Origin of the sequence: Rahnella bruchi, assembly GCF_003614975.1 — a bacterium.
In the GTDB taxonomy this organism is placed as follows: Bacteria; Pseudomonadota; Gammaproteobacteria; order Enterobacterales; family Enterobacteriaceae; genus Rahnella; species Rahnella bruchi.
This window is the reverse complement of sequence record NZ_QZWI01000003.1, coordinates 21,230-46,668: the sequence shown is the minus strand read 5'-3', so window position 1 is coordinate 46,668 and position 25,439 is coordinate 21,230. Positions and strand designations below refer to the sequence as shown.

The window sequence follows — 25,439 nt, the reverse complement described above, 5'->3', positions numbered from 1 at the left end:
CACAGAGCTTGTTATGAAATTATTGAAGTCCGTATTAATTTTGCTGGCCTGCCAGCTTACCCAGGCAAATGCCGTCGGGATCAACGCCGATCCAAACATGACCGGCGCAGCGCCGCTGCCGACATTTTTAACCGGTCAGACCCAGCAGACCGGTTCTGATACCGGTTTTGATGATTCGCCGCCGCCTCCGGTGCCTGCGGTCATGAGCCGCATGTTCGGTGCGCAGTTATTTACCGGCGGCGCGGCTGCCGATAACGCGGCCAGCATTGGTTTCAACCCGAATTACATCGTCGGCCTTGGTGACCAGGTACAAATCCGACTGTGGGGCGCATTCAATTTTGATGGCGCGCTGACCGTTGACCCGAAAGGCAATATCTTCCTGCCAAACGTCGGCCCGCTAAAAGTGGCCGGTGTGTCTAACAGCCAGCTGAACAGCGTGATCACTACCAAAGTGAAACAGGTTTATCAGGCTAACGTGAACGTTTACGCCTCACTGCTTCAGGCACAGCCGGTCAAAGTGTTTGTCACCGGTTATGTCACCAATCCGGGCTTATACGGCGGCGTGGCGTCTGACTCACTGCTTTCTTATCTGAGTAAAGCCGGTGGCGTGGACACCGAACGCGGCAGCTACGTAGACATCGTGGTGAAACACAATGACCGCGTGCGTTCGCGCATCAACTTGTATGATTTCCTGCTTAACGGCGACCTGCGACTGTCACAGTTCTCTGACGGCGATACCATCGTAGTCGGGCCGCGTCAGCACACGTTCAGCGTGGAAGGTGATGTCTTTAACAGCTACGACTTTGAATTCCGTGACAGCACTATTCCGGTGAGCGAAGCCCTGAGCTGGGCGCGTCCGAAACCGGGCGCGACGCACATGACCATTATCCGCCAGCAGGGCAGCATGAAACGCAGCGAATACTATCCGCTGGGTTCCGCGCCGGGCCGTTCATTACAGGATGGCGACAAACTGATTGTCAGCTCTGACCGTTACGCGGGGACCATCCAGGTGCGTATCGAAGGCGCGCATTCGGGTGAACACGCGGTCGTACTGCCGTATGGCGCCACCATGAGCCAGCTGCTGCCGAAGATCCGCACCAACAGCATGTCGCAGATTAACTCCATCCAGCTGTACCGCCGCTCGGTGGCGCTCCGCCAGAAAGAGATGCTGGATCTGACGTTGCAGAAACTGGAAGAAGCCTCTCTGTCGGCACAATCTTCAACGCAGGAAGAAGGGCGCTTGCGCGCGCAGGAAGCCCAGCTGGTCAGCCGTTTCGTGGCGAAAGCCCGTCAGGTAGTGCCGAAAGGTGAAGTGGTGCTGAGTGAAACGAACCTGAATCAGGTGATCCTCGAAGACGGCGACGTCATCAACATTCCTGAGAAGACCTCGCTGGTGATGATCCACGGCGAAGTGCTGTTCCCGAATGCGGTGAGCTGGCAGAAAGGTCTGAGCCCGGATGATTACATCGAGAAAGTCGGCGGTTACACGCAGAAAGCGGGTAACTCCAAAGTCATCCTGATCAAACAGAACGGCGAAGCGATTAACGCAGAAGACGTGAAATCGCTGCAACCCGGCGATGAACTGATGGTGCTGCCGAAATACGAATCGAAGAACATCGAAGTTACCCGTGGTATCTCGACGATCCTTTATCAGCTGGCGGTTGCCGCGAAAGTGGTTCTGACAATTTAATGATTGGGATTTTTTCGGCGGGCATTCAGCGCATCCCGCATCTGGAAGCCTTTCTGGGTCAGCCGTGCCGCAAGCTTTCTCTGCTGCGGCCGGTGCCGGAAGACATCATGCAGATTGCCGTGTGGGGTTACCGGCCAACCGGCGATAAAGCCGTCGCGCTGGCCAAAAAGTCGGGCCTGCCGGTGTTGCGCCTCGAGGACGGATTTATCCGTTCTCTGGAGTTGGGTGTGACAGGCGCTGCGCCGCTTTCAATGGTGCTGGATACAGAGGGCATGTATTACGACGCCTCGCAGCCGGGCACGCTGGAGCGGCTTATCCACCAGCGGGAAGAGAACCAGTTGCTGCATGATGCCGCGCGTCAGGCCATGCAGATGATCGTTGACGGTGACCTGTCGAAATATAACCAGGCACCTGCGTGCACGCTGACCCGGCCTGAACAGGGCGCGGTTTTAGTGGTCGATCAGACCTTCGCTGATATGGCAGTGGTTTACGGCAATGCCGGAGCTGAACAGTTTGACGACATGCTGCGCTCGGCGATTGCTGAAAACCCACAGTCTGAGATTTGGGTGAAGATCCACCCGGACGTTTTACACGGCAAAAAAGCAGGCTATTTCACGCAGATTGCACAACTGGCGCAACAGGAACCGCGGATCAAACTGCTGGCGGAAAACGTCAGCCCGCAGTCTTTGCTGCGTCTGGTTGAGCACGTGTATGTCGTGACGTCCAACTATGGCTTTGAGGCGCTGATTGCCGGTAAACCGGTCAGCGTGTTCGGACAGCCGTGGTATGCGGGCTGGGGATTAACGGACGATCGTCATGCGCAGTCGGAACCGCTCCGGGCGAGGCGTGGTATAGCCAGTCTGGAAGACCTGTTCAGCGCCGCCTGTTTACGTTACAGCCGGTATATCAATCCGGTCAGCGGTAAGAGTGGCACGTTATTTGATGTACTTAGCTGGCTTTCAATGCAACGACGTCATCACCAGCAGCGGACCGGACGTTTGTGGTCACCGGGGCTGACGCTCTGGAAGCGCAGCATTCTGGCGCCGTTCCTGCGAACCAAAAGTAACAAAGTGAATTTCAGTAAACGCTATGCCGGTGAAACCGCCTGCGTGGTGTGGGGAATTAAAGGCGAAGCGCGCTGGGGGGCTCAGACCGCACAACATCAGATCCCGCAATGGCGCATGGAAGACGGCTTTCTGCGCTCGGCAGGACTGGGTTCTGACCTGCATCCGCCGCTGTCGCTGGTGCTGGATAAATCAGGCATTTATTACGATGCCACGCGCCCGAGTGACCTCGAGCAGTTGCTGAATAACAGTCAGCTGACGGTGTTTCAGCAACAACGTGCTGCGGCGCTGCGCCAGAGACTGGTCGCCAGCAAAGTCAGTAAATATAACCTCGGCGCTGCGTTTATATTGCCTGTGGAAGCGGCGGGCAAGACAGTGATTCTGGTGCCGGGACAGGTGGAAGATGACGCCTCAATTCTGACGGGCACGCTGTCGCTTTGCACCAACAGTGATTTGCTGCGCACGGTGCGGGAGCGTAATCCCGACGCTTACATCATTTATAAGCCGCACCCGGACGTTCTGGTCGGTAACCGGCAGGGGAATATTCCTGCGGAAGATGTCAGCCGCTGGGCCGACAGTCAGGCGCTGGATGCCGACATTATTCAGTGCATTCAGGCTGCCGACGAGCTGCACACCCTGACATCATTGTCAGGTTTTGAAGCCTTATTACATGGCAAGAAAGTGGCGTGTTACGGCATGCCATTTTATGCCGGATGGGGACTGACGCAGGATGAGCATAGCTGTTCACGCCGGCTGCGCAGCCTCACAGTAGACGACGTGGTTTACCAGGCGCTGATTGCGTACCCGTCGTACATCGACCCGCAAAGTCGGGAGCCTATTTTGGCGGAGCAGGCGGTTGAACTTCTCGCTGCGACCCCAAGGGCAGAGATGCAATTCACAAGAATAAAAGCGGGCAGGATAGTCCGTTATTACAGAAAACTGCTCATGCTGATCCGGGTGACATTGAGCACCTGAGAACAGCTTCTTACTAAATGCCCAAGGCGTTGATGGAATCGGACAGAAATGGACAGTAAGGCGCTTACAACATTACTTTCTGGAAAAAAATATTTGCTGTTGCAGGGCCCGATGGGACCTTTCTTCAGCGATTTAGCGCAGTGGCTGGAGTCACTGGGCCGCGAAGCGGTGAACGTCGTTTTCAACGGCGGCGACAGGTTGTATTCGCGAAAGCGTGAATACCGCTTGTACCAGCAGACCCCGGATGAGTTTCCGACCTGGCTAAAAGAAACCTGGCAGGAGTACGACTTCGATACCATCGTGTGTTTCGGGGATTGCCGTCCACTGCATCAGGCCGCTAAACGCTGGGCACAGGCCAAAGGCGTTCGCTTCCTGGCGTTTGAGGAGGGCTATCTGCGCCCGCACTACATCACGCTGGAACAGAACGGCGTAAACGCCTATTCCAGCCTGCCGCGTGATGCCGAGTTTTACCGCAGCCTGCCAAAAATGACCATGCCGGAAATCGAGCAGCTAAAACCTTCGGGCTGGCAGCGCGTCCGTCACGCCATTACCTATTATCTGGCCGGCTGGCGTCACCGCCACGATTTCCCGAAATATCGCCATCACAAATCCTTCTCGCCGTGGTATGAGGCACGTTGCTGGACTCGCGCGGCCTGGCGTAAAAAGGTGTATGCCTTCCGCCAGCGCAACGTTTTGCAGCAGCTCCAGACCGATCTGGATCAGCGTTATTATCTGGCGATTTTGCAGGTCTACAACGACAGCCAGATCCGTAATCACAGCCCGTATGAAGATATCCGTGATTACATCAATGAAGTGATGCACTCGTTCGCCAAAAAAGCGCCGAAGAGTGAGTTCCTGGTCATCAAACATCATCCGATGGACAGGGGACACCGCCTGTACGGACCGCTGATCCGCCAGCTTGGAAAAAAATATGGCGTGACCGACCGGGTGATCTACATCCACGATCTGCCGATGCCGGAACTGCTCACACACGCTAAAGCCGTGGTGACGATTAACAGCACCGCCGGTATCTCTGCGCTTATCCATAACAAGCCGCTGATCGTGATGGGCAAGGCGTTGTATGACATTAAAGGCATTACCTATCAGGGGCATCTGAACCAGTTCTGGACCTCAGGATTCAAACCGGATATGAAGCTTTTCAAACAGTTCCGTCTATACTTGCTGAAGAATACGCAGATTAATGCGGTGTATTATGGTGAGATAAATAAAGAAACAAAGGAATGTGAATATAAATTGAATCGCCAAGGGTTTTACTATAATAAAATAAATATTTAGTAAGTTTATATTTTATTAATGATTTTTAGATGAGTGGATGACATGTTTAATCTAACCTTTAACAAAATTATGCTGTTCTTAGTGTTTTTTCTCGGTTATACAAATGTGGTAAGCGCAAATTCAGACAGTTGTAAGCTTCCTGATATGCAAAACTCTGGGCTAAATGTAACTCTTAATACAAGTTGTATTTATCATGGGGAATTGAAGATTACTAAAAGCGGCACTCATTTAAACTGTCAGGGAGCAACACTCGATGGTGGAAATATTCATCGGGTAGGAATATTAGTCACTGGAAAAGGAAAGAAAATAAGTGATGTGAAGATAATAAATTGCAAAATTATAAATTATCTTAATAGCGGGATTCGCATAACAAATGGCATTAAAGCGCAGGAATTGAGTGAAGAACATGATTTAAACTACTCTCGCTCACCTGAGAAGATAACCTTAACAAACATCAAGATATCTAATAGCGGCAGAGTTGCGGTATTCTTTGATAGTTACACTACAAATTCTATAATAGAAGATTCTGAAATAGATGGATCTGGGGGGCCTGCGATTTATCTTGAGCATTCGTCACAGAAAATAGAAGTTTTGAAAAATTTTATAATTAACAATGCAGATACTAACAATCGTCAAAGCGGGAGTGCTGGCATTCATATTGACTCCTCAGCAAATAATCTCATTAAAGATAATTACTTCTCAGATAATAAAGCAGGAGGTGTTTTTCTCTATAAAAACTGTAGTGAGAAATTTTCAAATGGAAAATCAGTCATTCGCTGGCAACATAGCGATTATAATACAATAATAAATAATATATTTTCCGAAGAAGAAGTTGGAGTTTGGATTGCGGCAAGGCAAAGTAAAAATCTTTCAAAATGGGACTGTGGTGATTCCTCAATGGATGGTAAGAATAAATTCTATGAAGATTTCGCCAATAATAATTTAATTAAGAATAACAAGTTTTGCAATAATAAAATATCAGTTAGAATAGAAGGTGATAATAATGAAATTTTGGGGAATAGCTATAATTCTACACCCGAAACCTTTGTACAATTTCCTGAAAGCATGAGAGAGAAAATAATTGGAAAACCAGTTATCGGAAATAAAGTTGAAAAAAATACCTTTAAAAAATGCGATTAATAAATTTTAAGTAGATAGGGAATGTGATGAATCAAGTGATTATAGTTTTGAATGCTTTATCAGCAAGTGCTGGGGGATTGACCAGAGTCGCGTTAAGTAGATGTGATGCTTTCAATACGAGAGGTATCAAATCATTTGTGGCTTTAACCAACTTTGATTCTAAACTTTTATCTACATTTGAAGCAATGAGGGAAGAGGGAAGAATTTCAGCAACGGTTAATGTTGTTAATTTTTATGCGTACTATGCATATATTTCTGAGTTAGTGATAAAAAATTATTCGAGTGCAGTTGAAGATAAAATAGTTATTAACAACATAGTAAAAACGAAGATTACTAGAAAAGTAAATGTTGTTAAAAATACAGATCTTAAAATAGTACGTTACTATACAAGTAGTGGTCATTTATTTTTACAAGAACTAATTCAAGATAAAAATGAATGCTTATGGATTTCCATTAGCGTTCCTAATGAAATTCCTCTGGAATTCGATTGCAGAGACGAAGCTCATTCTCATTGGTTAGGTGAATTAGGAAATCGAAACTTACCGACGGCTATAATTTCTGATTCACCACCTACCTGCGATACTGTAATGAATGTTCTGGGGAAGGATATATATAAAATCCTGACAATTCATAACAATCATTTTAAATCTCCATATAAACCAGGTGCAGTTTTAAATGATCGTTATGCAAAAGTTTTAAATGGGTTACCAGTCGCAGATGCACTTATTGTGTTAACAGCTAAGCAAAGTGAACATATTAAATTTCAATTTAGAGATAGAGGGAATATTTTTGTAATAGGGAATCCTCTGACTAAATTTAACCCTGTAGAAGATGTTGTTAGAGACAATAAACTTGCTGTTGCAGTATGTCGCTTGCATTCAATGAAGAATCTTGAACAAATTTTAATAAACTTCTCTGAAGTAGTAAAAAATATTTCAGATGCCAAGTTGGAAATTTGGGGTACAGGAGTTGAAGAAGAAATGCTTAGGGAGAAAATAAATCATTTAAATATGAATGATTCAATTTTCCTCAAAGGTTATACAACAGATGCAGCGACTGTTTTCTCCCGTGCTAGTGTCAGCCTAGCGGCATCACATTTCGAAGGATTTGGTGTAAGTTTTGCGGAATCATTATCGCTTGGTACTCCAGTGGTGTCATTTAAAACTCTTTATGGACCAGAAGAGATAATAACAAATGAAGAAGACGGTTTTTTAGTTGATAATAATGAAGAGTTTATTATAAGAGTAAATGAACTATTATCTTCTCCAAGTTTAGTTAAATCTATGGCTGCCAATGGTTCAAGAAATATGGAGAAATTTTCGCACCAGAACATTTCCAATAAATGGTTGGAAATGTTTGAAGCCTTGGAGCAGCGAGGTTCAAAAGAACATTGCGCTGTAGATCCTGCATACGGTGACTTTGTTGAGAGAAAAGTAAATGTTTCGGGTAGTGCCTTTGGATGGCTTTATTTCGCGTCAAATACAAAAATGGATGTTGATGACCTAAAGTCAAAATTCACTTCTGTTAGATTGATCAAAGTTAGACAAGAACGGGGTTTTAAAGGTGAGCAAACTGAACTCTTCGAAGGCGATTATACTGTTGATTCATTACAGTTTGTAGAAGAAAGGCAAGAATATCGATTTAGAGTTAAAAAGAACGATCAAATTTATACAAAAGGAATTGGCAACAACGCTATTAATTTTATTTTTGATTTGAATTAAAAATTACCGACGGTAATAACCGTCGGTAATTTTTAACAATATATTGATCCGAGTTTTTCTAGCCTTTTCTTTGTCTTGTCTTCAGTGGCACCTAGTTGTATTGCCTCATTTATTTTTAAAAACGCTAATTTATAGTTTTTTAATTCATAATGAACATCGGACAGAAATAATAAAGCCACAGTTGATGTTGGGTTCTGCCTGACATGAATTTCTAAATGATATTGTGCTTGAGAGAAATTCTTGAGCTTCATTAATGCCCTAGCTAGTCTATATTGGGCTGCTGGATAATGAGGCGCGACACCAACTGCAATATATAATGGTCCTAAAGCTTCTTCTGCTAAGTTGCGTTCGAGTAGAGCCGTACCAAGCATAAAGTTAATATATTCATGATAAGGCGATAATAGAAGGGCATTTCTGCATAAACAATCTACTTCATCCCAGGATTTTCTGGCATATGCTAAATATGCTTGGTATATGGAATTTGTCAGTTTAATTGAGCAAACGCTATTAACAGATTCAATAATGAATGGTGCATCATTATTCATCCAGTTAGAAATGTATTCTACTAAATTATAGTTTTCATTAATAAATGGAGCACTTCCGTGCCCAATCCCTCTTAATGAAATGCTTTTGACATTTTTTAATGAAAATATTCTGCTTGCTGAATAAAGATCTAATGCATCGCATTCACCACAGATTTGGGTTACATGACAATCAGAATTTTCGATAACAGGTCTGAGATCATCATATAAAATCTTTATGTCTTTTGGAAGTCTTTTGGCACTCCGACTGCCAGTTATTTTTAATTTAGAATCAAAGCCGAAAGCCAAGATTTTTGCATTGAGAAGCGCACCAAATAATATTGCGCCATAACCTCCCATGCTAACACCTACTAAAAAAACCTCTGTTATTGAAAACTCTTTACAAAGAGAGCGGATTTTCTCTACGGTACCATGTATGCTGTCGCCAAATCCAATTATCCCTCGCTGGTACCATTCGTTACTACCATTATTGAAAAAAAGTTTATGGCAATTTAGTGAATTACCAACATTCCAAAAGTCGAACTTACCTTCGGTTTTATCAGTACCAGAAAAAAATATCGCAAGCTTGTTTGAGTTATAGTGGTTTAAATATTTAAAATGAGCACCATCAGAAGAATGTTGAAGATTCATATTTGTCCTTAGGTATTTAACTTAAAGTGAAGTTTAAAGAGTTCCTACCCAAGATACCTGTGTACTCCATATCATTTACAAGAAATTTTATTTTATACCAACCACGATTTGAATCATAAATAGCATCAGATATTGTATATTCGCCAGTTTGAAGATCGCTAGTTGAATCAGTGTTATTAATTGTCAGTTTCTTGAATTTATCAAGTATGTTTTTATCAATATGAGAGTAAGGTGTATTAAACCAAATTATACCTGTTTTAGAGATACTAGCATTATTGGAAATGGAATTTTTAAATAATGTTTCATTACGAAGTTGATAGTGTAATCTTAAATTAAATACATCATTTATCGCTGACTGAATATCAGAAAAATCAATATTTATTAAATCTTCTGGATTGAAGTCCCACCATTGACTTTCTAGCAATTTGCCGATTGTAACCTTATCAAATCGATAGCCTACAATAGTTGAAGGATTTCCTTCAACTATTGCATATGGAGGAATATCCGTTTTTATAAAGGTATTCGGGGATATAATTGCACCAGTGCCAATTGTAACACCCCGAGAGATAGTTGTTTGAGGGCCAACTTTGACATCATTGCCTATTATAGTTTCGGTACTATCATTCCAGCTTATTTTTGGTATTTCGCTATATGAATCTATCTGTCCAAAATGGTGTTTGTTGTATTGGAAGGTGTGCGTACTAAGAAAGTTAGTAGGATATGATGCTAATCCAATATCACAATCATGATCAATAATGCAATAACTTCCGATTGAAGAGAACGGACCAATATTAGATCTTTTACCAAGTACTGTATATTTCCCAATGAATACTTTATCACTGATATGAACATCGTCATTAATACGAACAGGGTCAATTAATGTAGCGCGCTTGGATATTTTTGCAGTTTTTGATACAAGTTCCATCTGAATGCCTGCTTAGTTATAACTATTGCTAGAGAGGGCTAACCCGCTATTTTTGCAGTGCTGTTTACACTAAGATCTATGCTCAACCAACTATCAAGCTTGTCTTTGATGCCTTCAATATCATTACTTTTTGTGGAATATTCATAAATATAATGCTGTAACAGCTTATTAGTTTTATTCGCATCGAAACAGAGTTGAGTATTTAAAATACTGTATAACTCATCGTTGTTTCTTGCCTGAGCAGCTACTGCATATGCGTAATCACAAGAGCCGGTCACGACAACAGGTTTTTTATGAAGTAAGGCTTCAAGACCTACCCCCGAGTTAACTGTAAATACTGTCTGTGCACCTGATATTAAATCGTGAACTGAAGCTGTAGATATTTTAATTTTTTTGTCGAGGCTTAATTGTTCCAGTGTTGATTGAATTGTCTTACTGTTGCAGTAGGGATGTCTTTTGACTATAACTTTAGTGGACGTTCCTTCATAGAATTCAGCTACGGTTCGAACCAGATCGACACCAGAAATATATGCAAGGGATGCAACAACATCGGTAGGTATTTGTAACGCTACAAATACATAATTACCTTCAAACACTTCTCTTTCTTCCTCTTGCTCATATTTTGAAATATTGCCCTGAATATATTGAATGGCTAGATTTGCAGCGTTAGATTCAAGCTGAAGCTGAGTAGAATCTTTTGTTGAGAGTTCGATTGGCAGAAAATGTGTTGCTAAGGATGAATATCCAGCAAAACCTTGATAATCTATGGTGCATCGGCCCGCCAAAGCCGCCTCCTGGATGTGAATATGATGCTGATTATACTCATCGTGGGTATGATAGCTCAGCACCCGGCTACCTGGAATTTTAGGATTGCATTTACGCCAGTTCCACTGGTGGCGGGGTACAAGAACAAAATCCTTATTATCTTTCAAATAAGAATATACAGTTGACAAAAACTCTCTGACAGTTTTATAGCTTGATTTTTCTTGCTCTGGTTCTGCAAAAAATACAGTAGGTATAAATATTTCAATAATCTTATCAAGTGGTATATCTAATTTTGAAATTTCAACAGGTGTGCCTTCTATAAGTCCATATAAACTGGTGTTTTCTTCATTGAAACTAGCTAGCTCAAAAATGTCTCTATTATTGCCAATGTTATTTAATGTCTCATTAAACCAGTGTTGTCTGGCGTCACTAACTGGTTGTATAGTTTTACTTGAACGATGAATTATGTGTTTTGCCTCTTCTAACCAGCGGCATTTCAAAGCAACACGGATCTGCTCAGTAGGATTAATTCCTTTACGACCTTTATCTGCCTCAAGGATCATTCTTGATTTCATTTTTGCTGTAATAATTTCCTTCGACATATCATCAAAATACGGCAGTGAACGATTTATCATTGGCAAAAATTTCATAAAACTTAGTGTTGGGAAGTTTAAGATCTCCTGCAGAGATTTTCGTGCCTCATCAATCAGATTATGATCGATTTCAAAGGATAACTGTCTGACAGTACCATATTCTGGATAACATGATTTTGCAGCACGAATATAAGAATATGCTTTGATAGGTAACGCATCATCACGCAAAATATCGCTTATTCTCATAAGAATTCTACGTTCTGAAGGATATTTAATTTGTGCTTTGATAAGTGTTAAGTAAGCTTCTTGTTGATTTCCTACTTTATTGTAAGATGCCGCAAGGTGCATTTGATTATTCAACGTTGTGCTTAATTCATCGGGCATGCTGTGAATGGTTGAAATCACACCATGATTATCATTAAGCTGACCCAGTACTTTACACAAGATATTATAGTTTGAAGATAATCGTGGAGAGTTTTGTATTCCTGCTCGGGCTTGATTCGCAATAGCATTCAAAAGAGTATGGTCAGAACCGGCAGTTTGAAAAGCTAACTCTAATTTTGATTTTTTTTCTACTAAATTTTTTTCTTTAGCTACTTTTAACGGAATAGATTTATGATTTTTTAATCTGGTTAATGCAGAATGCGTTCCTGCCGATTTAGGAGCCTTAGAAAGAATATCTCTGGCTTGTGTTACCTCACCTTCATCAATCAGCAAGTTGGCTTTTTCCAAATATCCAAAGGAATTAGTTGGATATCTTTTTATTGCTTCGTTAGCATATTTCTCTACAAGAATATTATTGTTACTTTTCTTGGCGAGATTGACTGCTTTTCTTAGATTGTTTAGAGAGATGTTTCGTCTTAAGCTTCGGTTCACTAATTTCAAAGCTGTTCGATGAGCACCTATTTTTGAGCAAAGGAAGATTGCTTTGACGATGAAATAGTTTTTAATTTTTGCCACTTACTTTCCCTCTTTCAATTTTTTATTGGCAATGGCGAGTTGTCTTTTTGTTCTAAGAAGTTCTTTGATTTCGCTTCTTATATATGCCTGAGATTGTGAGGGTATATACTCATTTTTATGCAGTCCATTTAGCACATTGACCGCTATTTCTGTCGCATTTGTAGTATCTAAAAATAATTCTTCACGAAGATTTTTAGACGTCTTTGAATGTAAGTTACTCTCTGTTAATGCAACACTGATAACCAAAAAAAGTTCTTCTGGACTTTTTACTACATATCCTAATTCATCTCTTCTTGAATATTCAAGGCTATATTCGTCAATTTTCTTACCACCCAGTTGCTCATCTAGATTTGTATTAAGTAATACTACTGGTTTCTTGCAGTAAATTGCATCAAAGATGGCACCGCTATAATCTGAAATAACTAAATCGCAAACTGATAATAAAGCTAATAAATCATCATTAGCACCATAATGAATAACTTCACCATCTGTGACTCTTTTTTTACGATCGGATTCAAGTAGTTCAGTGTTGTGATGCATTTTTAATATGACATTGTACTCTTCAGCTAAGGAATAAACAGAATCTAAATATTGGTCAACACTGGATAAGTCACCCCATGTTGGCAAATAAAGAACTGTTTTTTTGCTGGGATCTAAATTACTGCCATGAGTTTTTTTTGCAATACTATGGAATTCCTCTGAGGCCCAAATATCATATCTTGGATTTCCGACAGAAACAGATGGAGCAAACGAGGATATTTTTTGTGTTGCATATGGACCATAAGTCATGCAGACATCGGCCAGTGATCGCCATGCTCCATAATTATGAGGTTCCTTAGCATAGCCATACTGGATCATGGCAATTTTAGTTTTTTCGAACTCTTCAATTCTAAAAAATGGAGTCTGACAAACGATAATATCAAAAACTCCATCTAACGATGGCATTTTTGCACGGTCCCAAATCATTATTGGAATATCTTCACATTCCAGAATTTCACTGCTGAAATCAGAAATGAACTCTTTTCTTTTTTCTATTATGAAGCATGCCCCCTCTAATGCCTGAGCTAATCTTTTAATATGGAGGAATTGAAATGGATTCCATCCGATAAAACCAATTCTAGGTGCATTAACCATATTTTTTAATCTCTGCAATCAATTGTGTAGTAGAGATTCCTTCAGTTCTTGGTAGATAGGTTACTGCGCAAAGACTTTTATATTCGTCAAATCGTCCTTCCCAGTCATTTCCCATTACTAAAATATCAGCATTAAACTTTTTAATATATTCGCCCTTAAGTTCCAGCGATTCCTCAATGAATACTTCATCAACACAGCCCAATGCAGCAATGATATCTCTTCTTTCTTGCTCTGGATAAACTGGATTTCTTTGTTTCTTTGAGAAATTTAATGCATCTGACGAAATGCCAACAACCAAACGATCTCCAAATTCTTTTGCACGTTGCAATATTTTAATATGACCAATATGAAGCACATCAAAAGTACCAAATGTAATAACAGTTTTCATTACTTATACCCTTAACTTTTATAGTATATGATTGTTAACTTGTCGATGATTTCAATACGACTATAAATTTTCGTCTTCTTTATACGCTTGTATTGCATCATCAACAGAATTAAAAAAGATTGCCTTATTATCCCTTCCCAGGAATAGGGCGACATCACAAAACTCTTTCAAGGAGTTTAAGCTATGGGATACCATCAAAAAGTTTGCTTCATCATGGCGTGCTTTAAATAAGTCGGCGCATTTTTTTTTAAAGCGAGCATCGCCAACTGCAGTGACTTCATCAACCAGATAATAGTCAAATTTAAAAGCCATACTCAAGCCAAATCCAAGTCGGGATTTCATACCAGATGAATAAGTTTTGATGGGCATATCAAAGTATTTTCCCAATTCAGCAAACTCTTCAACAAAAGCCACCTTTTCTCTGAGTTCAGCGGCCGTTGAGTACAAACGTGCTACAAATTTAACGTTTTCTCTTCCGGTCAAACTTCCTTGAAATCCCCCAGATAAACCAACAGGCCAGGAAATTGTTTTATTCGTAATCACTTTTCCTGAATCGGCTCTGTCAATACCCCCAATAACACGTAAAAGAGTTGATTTACCTGCGCCATTTCTGCCAACAAGGGCAACGCTTTTATTTGAGGGAATTTCAATTTCTAGATTTTTAAAAACGAAGTGCCTGCCCTTTGGTGTTTTATATGACTTAGTTAAACCTTCAATTTTAATCATGATGTCAACATGGCCTCTTCGCGTGTTCTATACAAAGCCAAACCAATGAACAAAGTAATGAGAGCACAGAACCCAAGATAACTAAGACTAACGCCAGTACTAATATATCCTGGAAAAACAGATTCCCGAGACAATTCCACTGCATGGACAAGCGGATTCCATAATAAATATGGCCAGTATTCTTTTGGGACGTTATGTAAGGGGAACATGATACAGGAGATGAAATAGAGAGGTTTGATTAGTATCGGAAGGAATTTCTCAGTTTCAGGGAAAGTTTTTCCAATCACCATAAAAATAAGTCCGATTCCACTAGAAAAAATAACTAAAAGGATCCAGGAGAATATCAATGTTATGACATCGATGATTTTGAAACTCTCTCCAGATAATCTGACCATTGTCATCATTAGAATATAAACAATTGCATAGATAAGAGTTTCTAAAATTGCTCTTGATATGATTGTATCGATTGGCCTGACAGGGCGATAATTGAAGAGTCCCTGATTTGCTTCTATGGCTCCAATTGATCTTTTGCTGATATTGCTAAAGATAAAATAAGGAATAATGCCGTTTATTAAAAACACAGGGAATGATATATCGGGCATTGTTCTATGCATGAAGTAACCAAATATGGCCAGCATAATCAGCATATGTGCCATCGGCTCCAGTGCTGCCCACAGATACCCTAATCGGTACTTACCAAAACGGGTTTTAATCTCCCTCAAAAACAGCGCTTTTACCGCTGCTTTTTGTACTTCTAAGCCACTACGTGCCATTGGATTTTCCAGTTTTTATACGTTTTTCCACGCTACCGCCCCTGGCTTACAGCAGCCAATGCGCTCGGGAACGGGTCGGAATGTGGGGAGGCGGTTATTGCATGACACATCTGAGATGTGTCTGAAGCGGGGGCGTCACTTGTCCGTAAGTTGGGGATAGAAGATTAATACCGGGGGAACATTCCTGGTAATTATCTCTATTTTTTATCGGGTTAGAGTGAGATACCCTTTTCACAAAAATGCAAAGGTTGCTTAAAAATATTTCAGCAAGTTTCAGGGGTGATCACATCTATGTAAAATTGCTTTGAACTATTAATTTGTATTAAATCATTCACCCTGCCTATTGGTTTAAGAATTCTCTGAATAAAGAAATAAACTGTCTGTTTATCAGTGAGATATTGAAACCGGTCCCATAGGCTAATGTTGCGGATTTAGTTGAATTTGTAACTATTCATCAGAGGTATTATTAAATGCTGATAGATAGTTACAGGTTGAGGTGGGTTTTAAGTCAAATTTTTACAAGCGAGGGGCAGGGCTTTTTTACCGGACACAAAAAAGCCAGCGACTTTCGTCACTGGCCTTTCGCATTAATCACTCAAAGTTTCGCAGCGTGAGCCTGCGGTATCGGGCTAAAGTTGCCCGATATGGACTACTCAATATTCGATTCGATGAACCACAGGAATTTATCCAAGTCACGCGATGCAGCGGTGAAAATATCCGCGGTGTCTTCATCTTCCACTTCGCCGATAGCCTTACGGGTATCGTTGGCGACAACGGCAAAGCGGTCTGCCAGCGCTTTCAGGTGTTCCTGCACAGTATGGATGTTGGTCGGGTAGCTTTTCAGCGGGGTTTTATCGTTAACAACCTGCACGGTACCCAAGGCCACACCACCTAACTGCACCACACGTTCTGCGATGGTGTCCTGGTGATCGATAACCGCTGTGCGGAATCCATCAAGCATTTCGTGCACGGCGATGAAGTTTGCGCCACGCATATTCCAGTGGGCTTGTTTGATAATCAGCGACAGATCAATATATTCGGTCACCAGACGGTTCAGGACCTTGATAGTATTGAGTTTGACGCTTTCATCTAAATCATTGCGTGTATAAATTAGTTCAGAAGATTTCGTTTTGACCAGTTTAGCGGTGCTCATATTCATATCTCCTTGTTTCATTAAAATTAATTGCTACAAAGCTGTTTCTCAACTGCATTCAGTATAGCAATAAATCGAAATTTTGCAGGACAGCTGTTCCTATCGCTTTGATAGTATCTGTCTAATAGACAATTTCGTATTTGAGAAACCACCTTATCACGCTGATTCTTAAGGTGGATAGGAATCGTCCTGAACATGTGTGTTATTAAAGTGTGGATGATCAAATAATATTGATAATAATTTCATTGCATCGGGTTGATATTAATAAATGTAAATTAAAGTGTGTGAATATATATTCCGGTGTCCCGTTTTTATTGAGAGATTTATTTATTCACTGAAAGTAATTACTGGCATAAATTATTATTTTAAAAAGATAACGGCAGGGGATACCTGCCGTTTGGTTTTGTGTCTGGTAGCTTAAAGCGCCAGAGCACCACTGTACAGTACTGCGCCAGTCGGTTGTCCGGTTGGCGAGCCACCGCGAGGTTCCAGACTTATCGCCAGCGTATAACCCGGATCCGGCATCCTTTCAGCCAGCGCCAGCTGCGTCGGTTGCTGCGTATTCAGCAAGCCGAGCGAGCGGGGTTTTCCACCTGGCGGAATGGCCCACAGTTCAAGGCTGCGGTTGTCGGCAATACCCTGCGCTTTCAGCGGTGTCAGCATCAGGCTGCGTGTACTCATATCAACACTTACCACCCATTGCCCGTCCTGCGCACCCGCACTGCTGGCGAGAATAGCCACCGGCGTCGGGGTTTCAGGTTGCACCAGCAGGCGTGGGATCAGTAACAGCGCCGCAAGCCCGGCAGCCAGCGCCCAGCCGAGATAAGCGCGTACCAGTCTTCTTGCCGGAGGAGGTAACCTGGCCGGTTGCAGTGCAAGGTTATGCTGTATACGTTTCCACACCGAAGCAGGCGGGATAACCGGGACAATCTGATTATCCAGCTGAGTGAACGCTTCCTGCCAGCGGGCAACTTCTGCCGCCAGTTCAGGATCATTACGAATTTGCTGTTCGAACTGAATTCTGGCTGCGCCGCGCAAGGTGCCGAGCGCATATTCAGCCGCGAGGGCAGCATGATAATGGCTTCTGCTTTTCATAGTCCTACGCAGCTCTTTAAGTGATCCAGGGCGCGACGGATCCAGCTCTTAATCGTCCCCAGAGGTTGTTGTAGATGTGATGAGACCTCACCGTGTGACAGGCCCTGATAATAAGCAAGGGTCAGACTTTGTCTTTGTTCGACGGGAAGGTGCGCGAGGCAGTCGGCCAGTTGTTTGGCATCGCTGTCCTGTTGCAGCCGTTGCAAGGGTTCATCGTTGTCGCTGGCGTCGTTCTCTCCCTGATTGTCATCCAGTTCATCTAACTGGTTGTCGCTCCCGCGCATCCAGTCGATGGCGCGGTTGCGGACAATGTGGGTGAGCCAGGTCATCGGGGAACTCAGCGCCGGATTATACGAACCGGCGCGGTTCCACGCGGTGATATAGCTGTCATGCAAAACCTCTTCTGCCCAGGCATGCCGACGCAACATTCTCAGCGCGACGGCAAAAAGCCGGGGGGACGTCAGACGGTATAACTGCTCAAATGCCTGTCGATCGCCAACGGCCATGGCGCTCATCAGTTCACGCTGTACTTCCAGCGCTTTCTCTGGTGTTGGCTTTACTAAAAAATTGTCATGCATTCGCCCGTCCTGACTTGCTGAGGTGCTGTTTCATAAAGAAATCATGCCCTCAGTATAGTCGGTATTATTTTGGCATCAGGACGGTATCAATGACGTCGATCACACCGTTCTTCTGCTGGACGTCATAAGTACTGATATTGGCGACATTCCCTTTGCCATCTTTCAGCTGAATATTGTGCGGGCCATTGTTCATGATCCACAGTGGCTGTCCGTTTACGGTTTTCAATTCCGCAGTACCGTTGCCTTTTTTCAGCAGTTTTTCCAGGTCTTTCATTTCATACTTACCGGCCACCACGTGGTAGGTCAGGATGCTGGTCAGCGTGGCTTTGTTCTCAGGTTTCACCAGACTGTCGACAGTGCCTGCCGGTAATTTAGCGAAAGCGGCGTTGGTCGGTGCAAACACGGTGAACGGACCTTTACCCTGTAGTGTATCCACCAGACCGGCGGCTTTTACGGCAGCGACCAGCGTGGTGTGGTCTTTAGAATTCAGGGCGTTTTCTACGATATTTTTAGAAGGATACATTTCAGCGCCACCGACCATGGTGGTGCTCTGGGACATCATTGCAGCCATTGACGCAGTGCTCAGCAGCAGGGAAGCACAGATAGCGGTACGGATTAATGTTTTCATGATGTAGTCCTTTGTCGTTGAGTAGGTAAGGTCTTGCCTCACATCTATACATACGAATGACCCCCCGCTTTTGGATGCAGGAAAAACGATAAAAAATCGAAATAAATAAAAGTATTTTTCAACGCGTTGATAAAAAAGAAAAAGCCACGTCTTATGAACATGGCTTTTTTGACTCTCAGGGGCGGGAGGATTTTAAAAAAGACTACTTGCCGGAAGGATTATTCCCGGGAACATCGACCGTTTCGATTTTGGTTTTACGTTGAATAGTCAGGGTGGAACCTGCCGATGCCGCGATTATCGCTGCCAGTCCCAGCCACTGGGAACCTGTCAGGAACTCACCTAAGAAGATAATTCCGGAAAGTGCGGCCATCGCTGGTTCCATACTCATCAGCGTACCGAAGGTCTTAGCGGGGAGTTTGGTCAGCGCCATCATTTCCAGTGAATAAGGAATGGCCGAAGTGAGCAGGGCGATCAGCAGCCCCAGCGGTAGAATTTCCCAGCTGAATATGGAGGTCTTCGCCTGGATGACACCGATCGGGAAGAATATCAGCGCGGCGATCAGCGAGCCCATTGCGGCTGTGCCGGGCCCGTAGCTGCTGCCGGCACGCTGACCCGCCAGAATGTAGATTGCCCAGCACGCCCCTGCGATAAGCGCAAAACAGGCACCCTTGAGATCCACGCCACCCGCGCTTTGCCCGATCGGCAGCAGGAACAGTAATCCGGCGACGGCCAGCACCACCCAGACGAAATCCACCGGCCTGCGTGAAGAGAACATGGCGACCGCCAGCGGGCCGGTAAATTCCAGTGCAACAGCAATGCCGAGCGGCACGGTGCGCAGCGCCAGATAAAAGGAGTAGTTCATACAGCCCAGTGCCAGACCATACATCAGCAGCGAACGCAAATTACCGCCGCGCATTTTCAGGCGCCACGGACGGAAATAGAGAAGCAACAGAATAGAGCCGATTCCCAGTCGCAGCGCAGTCACTCCCTGCGGCCCGACCACCGGGAACAGCGTTTTGGCTAACGACGCGCCGCCCTGCAAGGAAAGCATGGCAACCAGCAGCAACAGGATCGCCACCAGGGGAGATGATTTTTTAGGTAAAGCCGGAACCGGAGGGCTGTTGTTATTGGTTGCAGGCGGCAGGCTCGTCTGCTTTTGTGTCGGGTTCTGTCCTGAATGCGTCATCCTTTGGGCCTTTTGAGGTGATTCCATGAATACAGAATTTTTTAGATTTATAGTTTTGAAAAGAAAGGTAAAGCACCGTCAGTGTAGAGGGAAAACGGCAGAGAAAAAATCCTGAAAAAAAGTTTTTTTCAGAACGTGTTTTTTTAAAAGAAGTGAAAAAACGCCTGAAAACTGTCCATTTTTTGTCCAGCTCTTTAGGAATTATCTGCTAATCTCAAAAAGTTCAATAAGTTTATCTTATAGATTATGTGACGAAAATCTCAATAAAATGAATGGGATAGTTAGTTCTGGAAACTTCCTGTTACACCATATGATGCTTTGGACATCTTAATTGAGGCAGAGTTTCACACTGATTTTTGTTATATTTTCGAACGTGAAGGTTACTTTGGTTTCTTATTTGAGGTGGTTATGATGAAAAAAATCGCATGTCTTTCCGCATTAGCTTGCGTAGTAGCACTGGGCGCATCAAGCGCATTCGCTGACACCAGCACCGTTACCGCTGGTTATGCTCAGGGTGATATGCAAGGCGTTGCTAACAAAGCAAACGGCTTCAACTTAAAATACCGCTGGGAACAAGATAGCAACCCACTGGGCGTTATCGGTTCTTTCACCTACATCGAAGACAACAGCACCCCGGCTTCTGGTGACTACCGTAAAGGTCAATACTACGGCATCACAGCAGGTCCTGCTTACCGTCTGAATGACTGGGCTTCCATCTACGGTGTTGTAGGTGTTGGTTACGGTAAATTCCAGTACACCGAAAACACTGCTTCAACCGCTGACCGTTCAAAATCTGACAGCAGCGATTACGGCTTCTCTTACGGTGCTGGTATGCAGTTCAACCCAATCAAAAACGTTGCTCTTGACGTTTCCTACGAACAGTCCCGCATCCGCAGTGTTGATGTTGGTACCTGGATCGCAGGCGTGGGTTACAGCTTCTAATTCTTCGCCCTGCGTAACGCTTTGCCGTTACACATCCGCGAAAACAAAAACCGCTCAACTGAGCGGTTTTTTTATGCCTTTTTTATGGCTGTCATATCAGGAAGTTCATCAAATACCGCTGTACCAGTTATATCCCTGATCTTCCCAGTAGCCGCCAGGATTCTCGTTGGTGACGAAAATCGCGCCGATGTGTTTAGCATTTTTGAAGCCGAGCTTGGTGGGCATTCGCAGGCGTAACGGGTAGCCGAAATCCGGAGGTAAAGGCTTACCTCCGAAATCCAGTGCCAGAATGGTTTGCGGATGCAGCGCCGTCGCCATGTCGATGCCCGAATAATAGCGGTCATCGCATTTAAATCCGACGTATTTAGCGGTCAGATCCGCGCCAACGTGCTGTAAAAATGTTTTCAGCGGCACGCCTTTCCACTGGCCGATCGCGCTCCAACCTTCGATACAAATCAGACGGGTGATCTGACTTTCCTGCGGCAGGCGCTGTAACTGTTCCAGCGTCCACGAGGCTTTCTTTTGTACCAGCCCAGAGACTTCCAGCCGGTAATTGGGGATGTCGATCTCCGGCACGTTATATTCAGGATAATAGGCATTGAACCTGAAGGGCGTGGTGATTTGGTCAGCACGGTAGGTTTGCGCCAGTTTTTGCCCGCTGAACAGCCAGCCCTGCACGCGATCGTTCCAGCGTGACATCGCCCAGAGAACTTTATCGACCTCGTCACCGTCCTGCAAATTACAACCGGTCAGCATCGAAACTGCGCCTAACGTGAGGCCTGAACGCAGCAGCATGCGACGTTGTATATTGACCAGTTGCTTACGCTGATCGGGCTCAAGAATGATTTTAGGCCGGCGTGATTGATCACTCATCGGCGCTTTCCTCCGTACTTATTTTTTTGCCGCCGGTCAGCATCGCCACGAAGGTTTTAGGCACCAGCAAAACCATCAGTACGTGAATAATGACGAACAGCATCACGCCGCTCATCGCAAAAAAATGCACATAACGCGCAATATCAAACCCGCCGAACAACCATACCAGTCCGCTGAACTGCACCGGTTTCCAGATAGATAATCCGGAAAGCAGAAGCAATACGCCGAGTACCAGAACCCCGCTGTACATCAGTTTTTGCACCGCGTTGTACTGACCCAGTTTGTGGGGAAGGGTAAAGGTCAGGGCGCGCACTGTATCCCGCCAGACCGAGCGTGGCGAGAAGGGCAGGAAATCCCGTCTGAAGTGACCGCTGAAAATGCTCCACAGGATGTAGAAAAGGGCATTGGCAGCCAGCACCCACATCACGGCCAGATGCCAGGCAATATTGCCGCCCAGCCAGCCGCCAAGCGTGGTGTTTTGTGGAAAGCTGAAAGCGAAAATCGGATCGGCGTTATAAATTCCCCAGCCGCTCATCACCATGCCGATCATGGCCAGCAGATTGATCCAGTGGCAGATGCGCACTGGCCAGGAATAGATCCTGCGTTTTCGTGGCAAAGAGGGCTGAGGTCTCACGGTAAATCTCCTTATTTATCGAACAAATTACATCGGTGGCGCAATGCCGTCTTTACCGGCAGCGATGCCACGGGCAACCAGTGCGCCTTTGTCATCTTTCATAGCGAACAACACGATTTTAGTACCCGGTTTCAGCAGGCTGCGGTCGCCCGGTGCCAGCAGAACAACCGGGACATCGTCAGGTACGACGACAGTTTTCTCGGCATCGTGGTATTTCACGGTCAGCGTGCGGCCATTGCTGTTAACCAGCTTGCCGACGGTGCCGTTGGTCATGGTGTTGATTTTGCCATCAGCGGATTCAAACGGGTTGAAGCCTTCACCGCTGCCGCGCAGGCTTGGCGCGAACACATGAACTTCCAGCGCTTTCAGTGTGCCGTTAGCCTGCGGAACCGCGGCGGTGCCGATGAAACTGTCCGGTTTGATGTCGCTGATCTGCCCTTTGGTAACGGCGTTGATTTTGGTCTGGTCAGTCAACTTTACCTCGAGTTTTTCGCCCTGACGGGTAGTGATTTGTACGGATGAGTCATTAACGGAATCAATGGTTCCGCGCGTCGGTTTAATCACGTTATCAGCGGCAAAAGCCGTTGCCATTGTGCTGCTCATCAGCAGCGAACCCAGCAACAGACCCGCAAGACGTTTAGTGGTATTCATTATTAACTCTCCAGTTTCCGGCGTTATTTCATTTGGTTAGAAGAATCACTGAACCTGACAGTGATGAATAACTTCATTAAGAGTGGACGATAAACCGGGATTGGCTGATGACAAATTGATGACAAAATTGTCATCAAAGGTGTCTGGCGAAACTGATAAACTTCCCTGTGAATCATTCTTTGGGAGAATGGTCTTGTGGCGCTGAGGGCCTGAATGCGGATACTGGTGATTGAAGACGATGTCAGTACAGGCGATTACCTGAAAAAAGGGCTGACCGAAGCCGGTTACAGTGTCGATCTGGCGCGTAACGGTGCCGACGGCCTGTTTCTGGCGCTGGAAGAGGGCTATGACACGGTGATCCTCGACGTCATGCTGCCCGGCCTCGACGGCTGGCAGGTGATGGAAGTTCTGCGCAAGAAAAGCGACGTCCCGGTGCTGTTTCTGACGGCCCGCGATGAAGTGCAGGACCGCATTCACGGGCTGGAACTGGGCGCTGACGATTATCTGATCAAACCGTTCTCCTTTACTGAGCTGGTGCTGCGTATCCGCACGTTGCTCCGCCGTCCTGCCGCCCGCGAGCCGGATATTTATTCCGTCGCTGACCTCAATCTTGACGTAATGCGCCGCCGCGTCACCCGTCAGGATCAGACTATCCCGCTGACCAATAAAGAATTTATGTTGTTACAGCTGCTGATGCGCCGTGAGGGCGAAGTGCTGTCGCGCACCATGATCGCCTCGCAGGTGTGGGATATGAATTTCGACAGCGATACCAACGTAGTGGATGTCGCTATCAAACGTCTGCGCGCCAAAGTTGACCGTGCCTTTGAGCTGAAACTGATCCACACCGTACGCGGCATTGGCTACGTCTGTGAAGTGCGCAATGACTGATTTCACCTCTGTTAAAACACCCGTCCGGGCTATGTCGCTGACGCTGCGCGCCACGTTACTTTTTGCGCTGATCGCCTCGCTGGTGGTCAGTGCCGTAGGCTTTTATCTCTATTATTCGATGGGGAAAGAGCTGGTGCGCCGGGCGGATTATCAGGTCAGCGGGCGCGTGCAATATTTCCATCATCTGCTGGCGGACGAATTTCCGTTGTCGCAGCTGAGCCGTAATCCTGGTCTGTTCGAAAATATGCTCGGTAATGAACGCGACATTCTGACCTTCAGCCTCACCGGTCAGGCCCCGCTTATCAACGTCAATCCTTCCCGTCTGGTCATCCCGCCGGTGGCGCCGGTACCGGATGGTCAGCCGCTAACGCTGCAAACAGTTCACGCGCTGAACGCACCTGATGGAACGCCGGTGCGCTTTGCCCGAGCGGCGGTGAAAATTCAGGACGGGCGTACCGTCGAAATTACCGCCGCCCATTTTATGACTGAAGAATCGCGTCTGTTAGAAACCTTCCGCTGGGAAATTATTGGCGCGGTTTTGTTTGCGTATTTGCTGATCGCGGCACTCGGTTATCTGGTTATCCGTCGCGGATTACGGCCTCTGCGCAATATGGCGCGGGAAGCGACGCAGATCCATCCGGCCAGCTTATCGACACGTCTGAGTACCGACAAAGCGCCGCAGGAATTACAGCAGCTCATCCATTCTTTCAACGAAATGCTGGAACGGCTGGCGGAAGGTTATCAGCGCCTGACGCAGTTTTCCGCTGACCTGGCCCATGAAATCCGTACACCCGTGGGCGCGCTGATGGGGCATTGTCAGGTGGCGCTGTATCAGCCACGCACCGTGGAAGAATATGAAACGCTGCTGGCTAACAACATGGAAGAACTGGAACGCATCTCGCGGATGGTTGAAAACATCCTGTTCCTGGCGCGCGCTTCAGACGCGAGATCGGTTCTCACCATAACCAGTATTGATGTTTCATCGGAAATTACGCGCATTCAGGAATACTTTGAAGGGCTGGCGGAAGAGCGTGAAATGACGCTGCACGGTGCCGGGCGGGGAATATTGCAGGCTGATGCCATTTTATTTCAGCGGGCGCTGAGCAATCTGGTGGCTAATGCAGTGCGCTATGGCCGGGAAGGCAGCGAAATTGTGTTGCGTGCAGAACCTCACAATAAAGGCATGAACATTCACGTGATCAGTCAGGGGGATCCGATACCTGCGGACAAGCTCGGAAAACTCTTCGACCGTTTCTATCGCGCGGATGCATCGCGCAGTGAAGGCGGCAGTTCCAGCGGGCTCGGCTTATCAATTGTTCAGGCCATTATGGCGCTGCATCAGGGCAGTGTGAGTGTAGAAAGTTCAGTCCAGGGAGAAACGCGTTTCACGCTGTTCTTTCCCCAAGCCGATCACAAACTTTCTCAATAATCGCTCAACAGATTTCGTAAAATGAGTCAGAAAAGTATTAAACAGACATTTCTATTGCAT

The 25,439-nt window shown here is 45.2% G+C and carries 23 protein-coding genes; 8 read left to right on the top strand and 15 right to left on the bottom strand.

What is annotated here, in order from left to right:
- The first annotated feature begins 13 nt into the window (after window positions 1–13).
- The 5 genes from D5398_RS07475 to D5398_RS07455 are packed head-to-tail and all read left to right on the top strand — an operon-like array spanning window position 14 to window position 7,886.
- Window positions 14–1,690, top strand: a complete 1,677-nt coding sequence (locus D5398_RS07475; RefSeq protein WP_120507049.1) for a polysaccharide biosynthesis/export family protein — start codon at window positions 14–16, stop codon at window positions 1,688–1,690.
- Window positions 1,690–3,729: a capsular polysaccharide biosynthesis protein gene (locus tag D5398_RS07470; protein ID WP_120507048.1), complete on the top strand. Its 2,040-nt coding sequence runs from the start codon at window positions 1,690–1,692 to the stop codon at window positions 3,727–3,729. Before D5398_RS07475 ends, D5398_RS07470 begins: the two co-directional genes overlap by 1 nt.
- A gap of 48 nt (window positions 3,730–3,777) precedes the next feature.
- Window positions 3,778–5,025 (top strand): capsule biosynthesis protein, encoded by a 1,248-nt coding sequence (locus tag D5398_RS07465; protein WP_120507047.1) that lies wholly within the window; start codon window positions 3,778–3,780, stop codon window positions 5,023–5,025.
- 42 nt (window positions 5,026–5,067) lie between these two features.
- Window positions 5,068–6,165, top strand: a complete 1,098-nt coding sequence (locus D5398_RS07460; RefSeq protein WP_120507046.1) for a right-handed parallel beta-helix repeat-containing protein — start codon at window positions 5,068–5,070, stop codon at window positions 6,163–6,165.
- A gap of 26 nt (window positions 6,166–6,191) precedes the next feature.
- Window positions 6,192–7,886, top strand: coding sequence for a glycosyltransferase (locus D5398_RS07455; protein ID WP_120507045.1), 1,695 nt, complete (start codon window positions 6,192–6,194; stop codon window positions 7,884–7,886).
- A 32-nt stretch (window positions 7,887–7,918) separates the two neighbouring features.
- On the opposite strand, the gene D5398_RS07450 is transcribed toward D5398_RS07455, so the two are convergent.
- From D5398_RS07450 to rhtA, 12 genes are all read right to left on the bottom strand, one after another.
- A complete protein-coding gene (locus D5398_RS07450; protein ID WP_120507044.1) occupies window positions 7,919–9,058 on the bottom strand; it encodes an alpha/beta hydrolase in 1,140 nt (379 codons plus the stop codon).
- Window positions 9,059–9,074: 16 nt separating this feature from the next.
- Entirely contained in the window at window positions 9,075–9,983 is a 909-nt protein-coding gene (locus D5398_RS07445) for an LbetaH domain-containing protein (RefSeq protein WP_120507043.1), read from the bottom strand.
- A gap of 38 nt (window positions 9,984–10,021) precedes the next feature.
- Window positions 10,022–12,301 (bottom strand): capsular polysaccharide export protein, LipB/KpsS family, encoded by a 2,280-nt coding sequence (locus D5398_RS07440; RefSeq protein ID WP_120507042.1) that lies wholly within the window; start codon window positions 12,299–12,301, stop codon window positions 10,022–10,024.
- Window positions 12,302–13,435, bottom strand: a complete 1,134-nt coding sequence (locus tag D5398_RS07435) for a CDP-glycerol glycerophosphotransferase family protein (protein ID WP_120507041.1) — start codon at window positions 13,433–13,435, stop codon at window positions 12,302–12,304.
- Window positions 13,428–13,823, bottom strand: a complete 396-nt coding sequence (locus D5398_RS07430) for an FAD synthase family protein (RefSeq protein ID WP_120507040.1) — start codon at window positions 13,821–13,823, stop codon at window positions 13,428–13,430. The genes D5398_RS07435 and D5398_RS07430 overlap by 8 nt, the downstream gene beginning before the upstream one ends.
- 60 nt (window positions 13,824–13,883) lie before the next feature.
- The gene (locus tag D5398_RS07425; RefSeq protein ID WP_120507039.1) at window positions 13,884–14,549 is read right to left on the bottom strand and encodes an ABC transporter ATP-binding protein; all 666 of its coding nucleotides are present in this window, start codon (window positions 14,547–14,549) and stop codon (window positions 13,884–13,886) included.
- Window positions 14,546–15,322 (bottom strand): ABC transporter permease, encoded by a 777-nt coding sequence (locus D5398_RS07420; protein ID WP_120507038.1) that lies wholly within the window; start codon window positions 15,320–15,322, stop codon window positions 14,546–14,548. The genes D5398_RS07425 and D5398_RS07420 overlap by 4 nt, the downstream gene beginning before the upstream one ends.
- A 649-nt stretch (window positions 15,323–15,971) precedes the next feature.
- Window positions 15,972–16,475, bottom strand: a complete 504-nt coding sequence (gene dps / locus D5398_RS07415) for a DNA starvation/stationary phase protection protein Dps (RefSeq protein ID WP_120131355.1) — start codon at window positions 16,473–16,475, stop codon at window positions 15,972–15,974.
- 417 nt (window positions 16,476–16,892) lie between these two features.
- On the bottom strand, window positions 16,893–17,570 hold the full coding sequence (locus tag D5398_RS07410) for an anti-sigma factor (RefSeq protein ID WP_120507037.1): 678 nt from the start codon (window positions 17,568–17,570) through the stop codon (window positions 16,893–16,895).
- Window positions 17,567–18,148 (bottom strand): sigma-70 family RNA polymerase sigma factor, encoded by a 582-nt coding sequence (locus D5398_RS07405; protein ID WP_120507036.1) that lies wholly within the window; start codon window positions 18,146–18,148, stop codon window positions 17,567–17,569. The genes D5398_RS07410 and D5398_RS07405 overlap by 4 nt, the downstream gene beginning before the upstream one ends.
- A gap of 64 nt (window positions 18,149–18,212) precedes the next feature.
- A complete protein-coding gene (locus D5398_RS07400) occupies window positions 18,213–18,776 on the bottom strand; it encodes a fasciclin domain-containing protein (protein ID WP_120131358.1) in 564 nt (187 codons plus the stop codon).
- A 202-nt stretch (window positions 18,777–18,978) separates the two neighbouring features.
- Window positions 18,979–19,962 carry a threonine/homoserine exporter RhtA gene (gene rhtA, locus D5398_RS07395; RefSeq protein ID WP_120507035.1) on the bottom strand — a complete coding sequence of 328 codons (984 nt, stop codon included), beginning with the start codon at window positions 19,960–19,962 and terminating at the stop codon, window positions 18,979–18,981.
- A gap of 411 nt (window positions 19,963–20,373) precedes the next feature.
- Between rhtA and ompX the strand changes: the two genes are divergently transcribed.
- On the top strand, window positions 20,374–20,904 hold the full coding sequence (gene ompX, locus D5398_RS07390) for an outer membrane protein OmpX (RefSeq protein ID WP_120507431.1): 531 nt from the start codon (window positions 20,374–20,376) through the stop codon (window positions 20,902–20,904).
- Between the two features lie 108 nt (window positions 20,905–21,012).
- Here the strand turns inward: ompX and D5398_RS07385 are convergent, their stop codons facing one another.
- The 3 genes from D5398_RS07385 to D5398_RS07375 are packed head-to-tail and all read right to left on the bottom strand — an operon-like array spanning window position 21,013 to window position 23,062.
- Complete coding sequence (locus tag D5398_RS07385; protein WP_120507034.1) at window positions 21,013–21,777, bottom strand: molybdopterin-dependent oxidoreductase; 765 nt, start codon at window positions 21,775–21,777, stop codon at window positions 21,013–21,015.
- Window positions 21,770–22,411: a cytochrome b/b6 domain-containing protein gene (locus tag D5398_RS07380; protein WP_120507033.1), complete on the bottom strand. Its 642-nt coding sequence runs from the start codon at window positions 22,409–22,411 to the stop codon at window positions 21,770–21,772. Before D5398_RS07380 ends, D5398_RS07385 begins: the two co-directional genes overlap by 8 nt.
- A 27-nt stretch (window positions 22,412–22,438) precedes the next feature.
- On the bottom strand, window positions 22,439–23,062 hold the full coding sequence (locus tag D5398_RS07375) for a hypothetical protein (protein ID WP_120507032.1): 624 nt from the start codon (window positions 23,060–23,062) through the stop codon (window positions 22,439–22,441).
- A gap of 213 nt (window positions 23,063–23,275) precedes the next feature.
- Between D5398_RS07375 and D5398_RS07370 the strand changes: the two genes are divergently transcribed.
- Together D5398_RS07370 and D5398_RS07365 are read left to right on the top strand one after the other, a co-directional pair.
- Window positions 23,276–23,950: a heavy metal response regulator transcription factor gene (locus tag D5398_RS07370; protein ID WP_120507031.1), complete on the top strand. Its 675-nt coding sequence runs from the start codon at window positions 23,276–23,278 to the stop codon at window positions 23,948–23,950.
- Entirely contained in the window at window positions 23,943–25,379 is a 1,437-nt protein-coding gene (locus D5398_RS07365; protein WP_244216723.1) for a heavy metal sensor histidine kinase, read from the top strand. Before D5398_RS07370 ends, D5398_RS07365 begins: the two co-directional genes overlap by 8 nt.
- Window positions 25,380–25,439 lie beyond the last annotated feature (60 nt).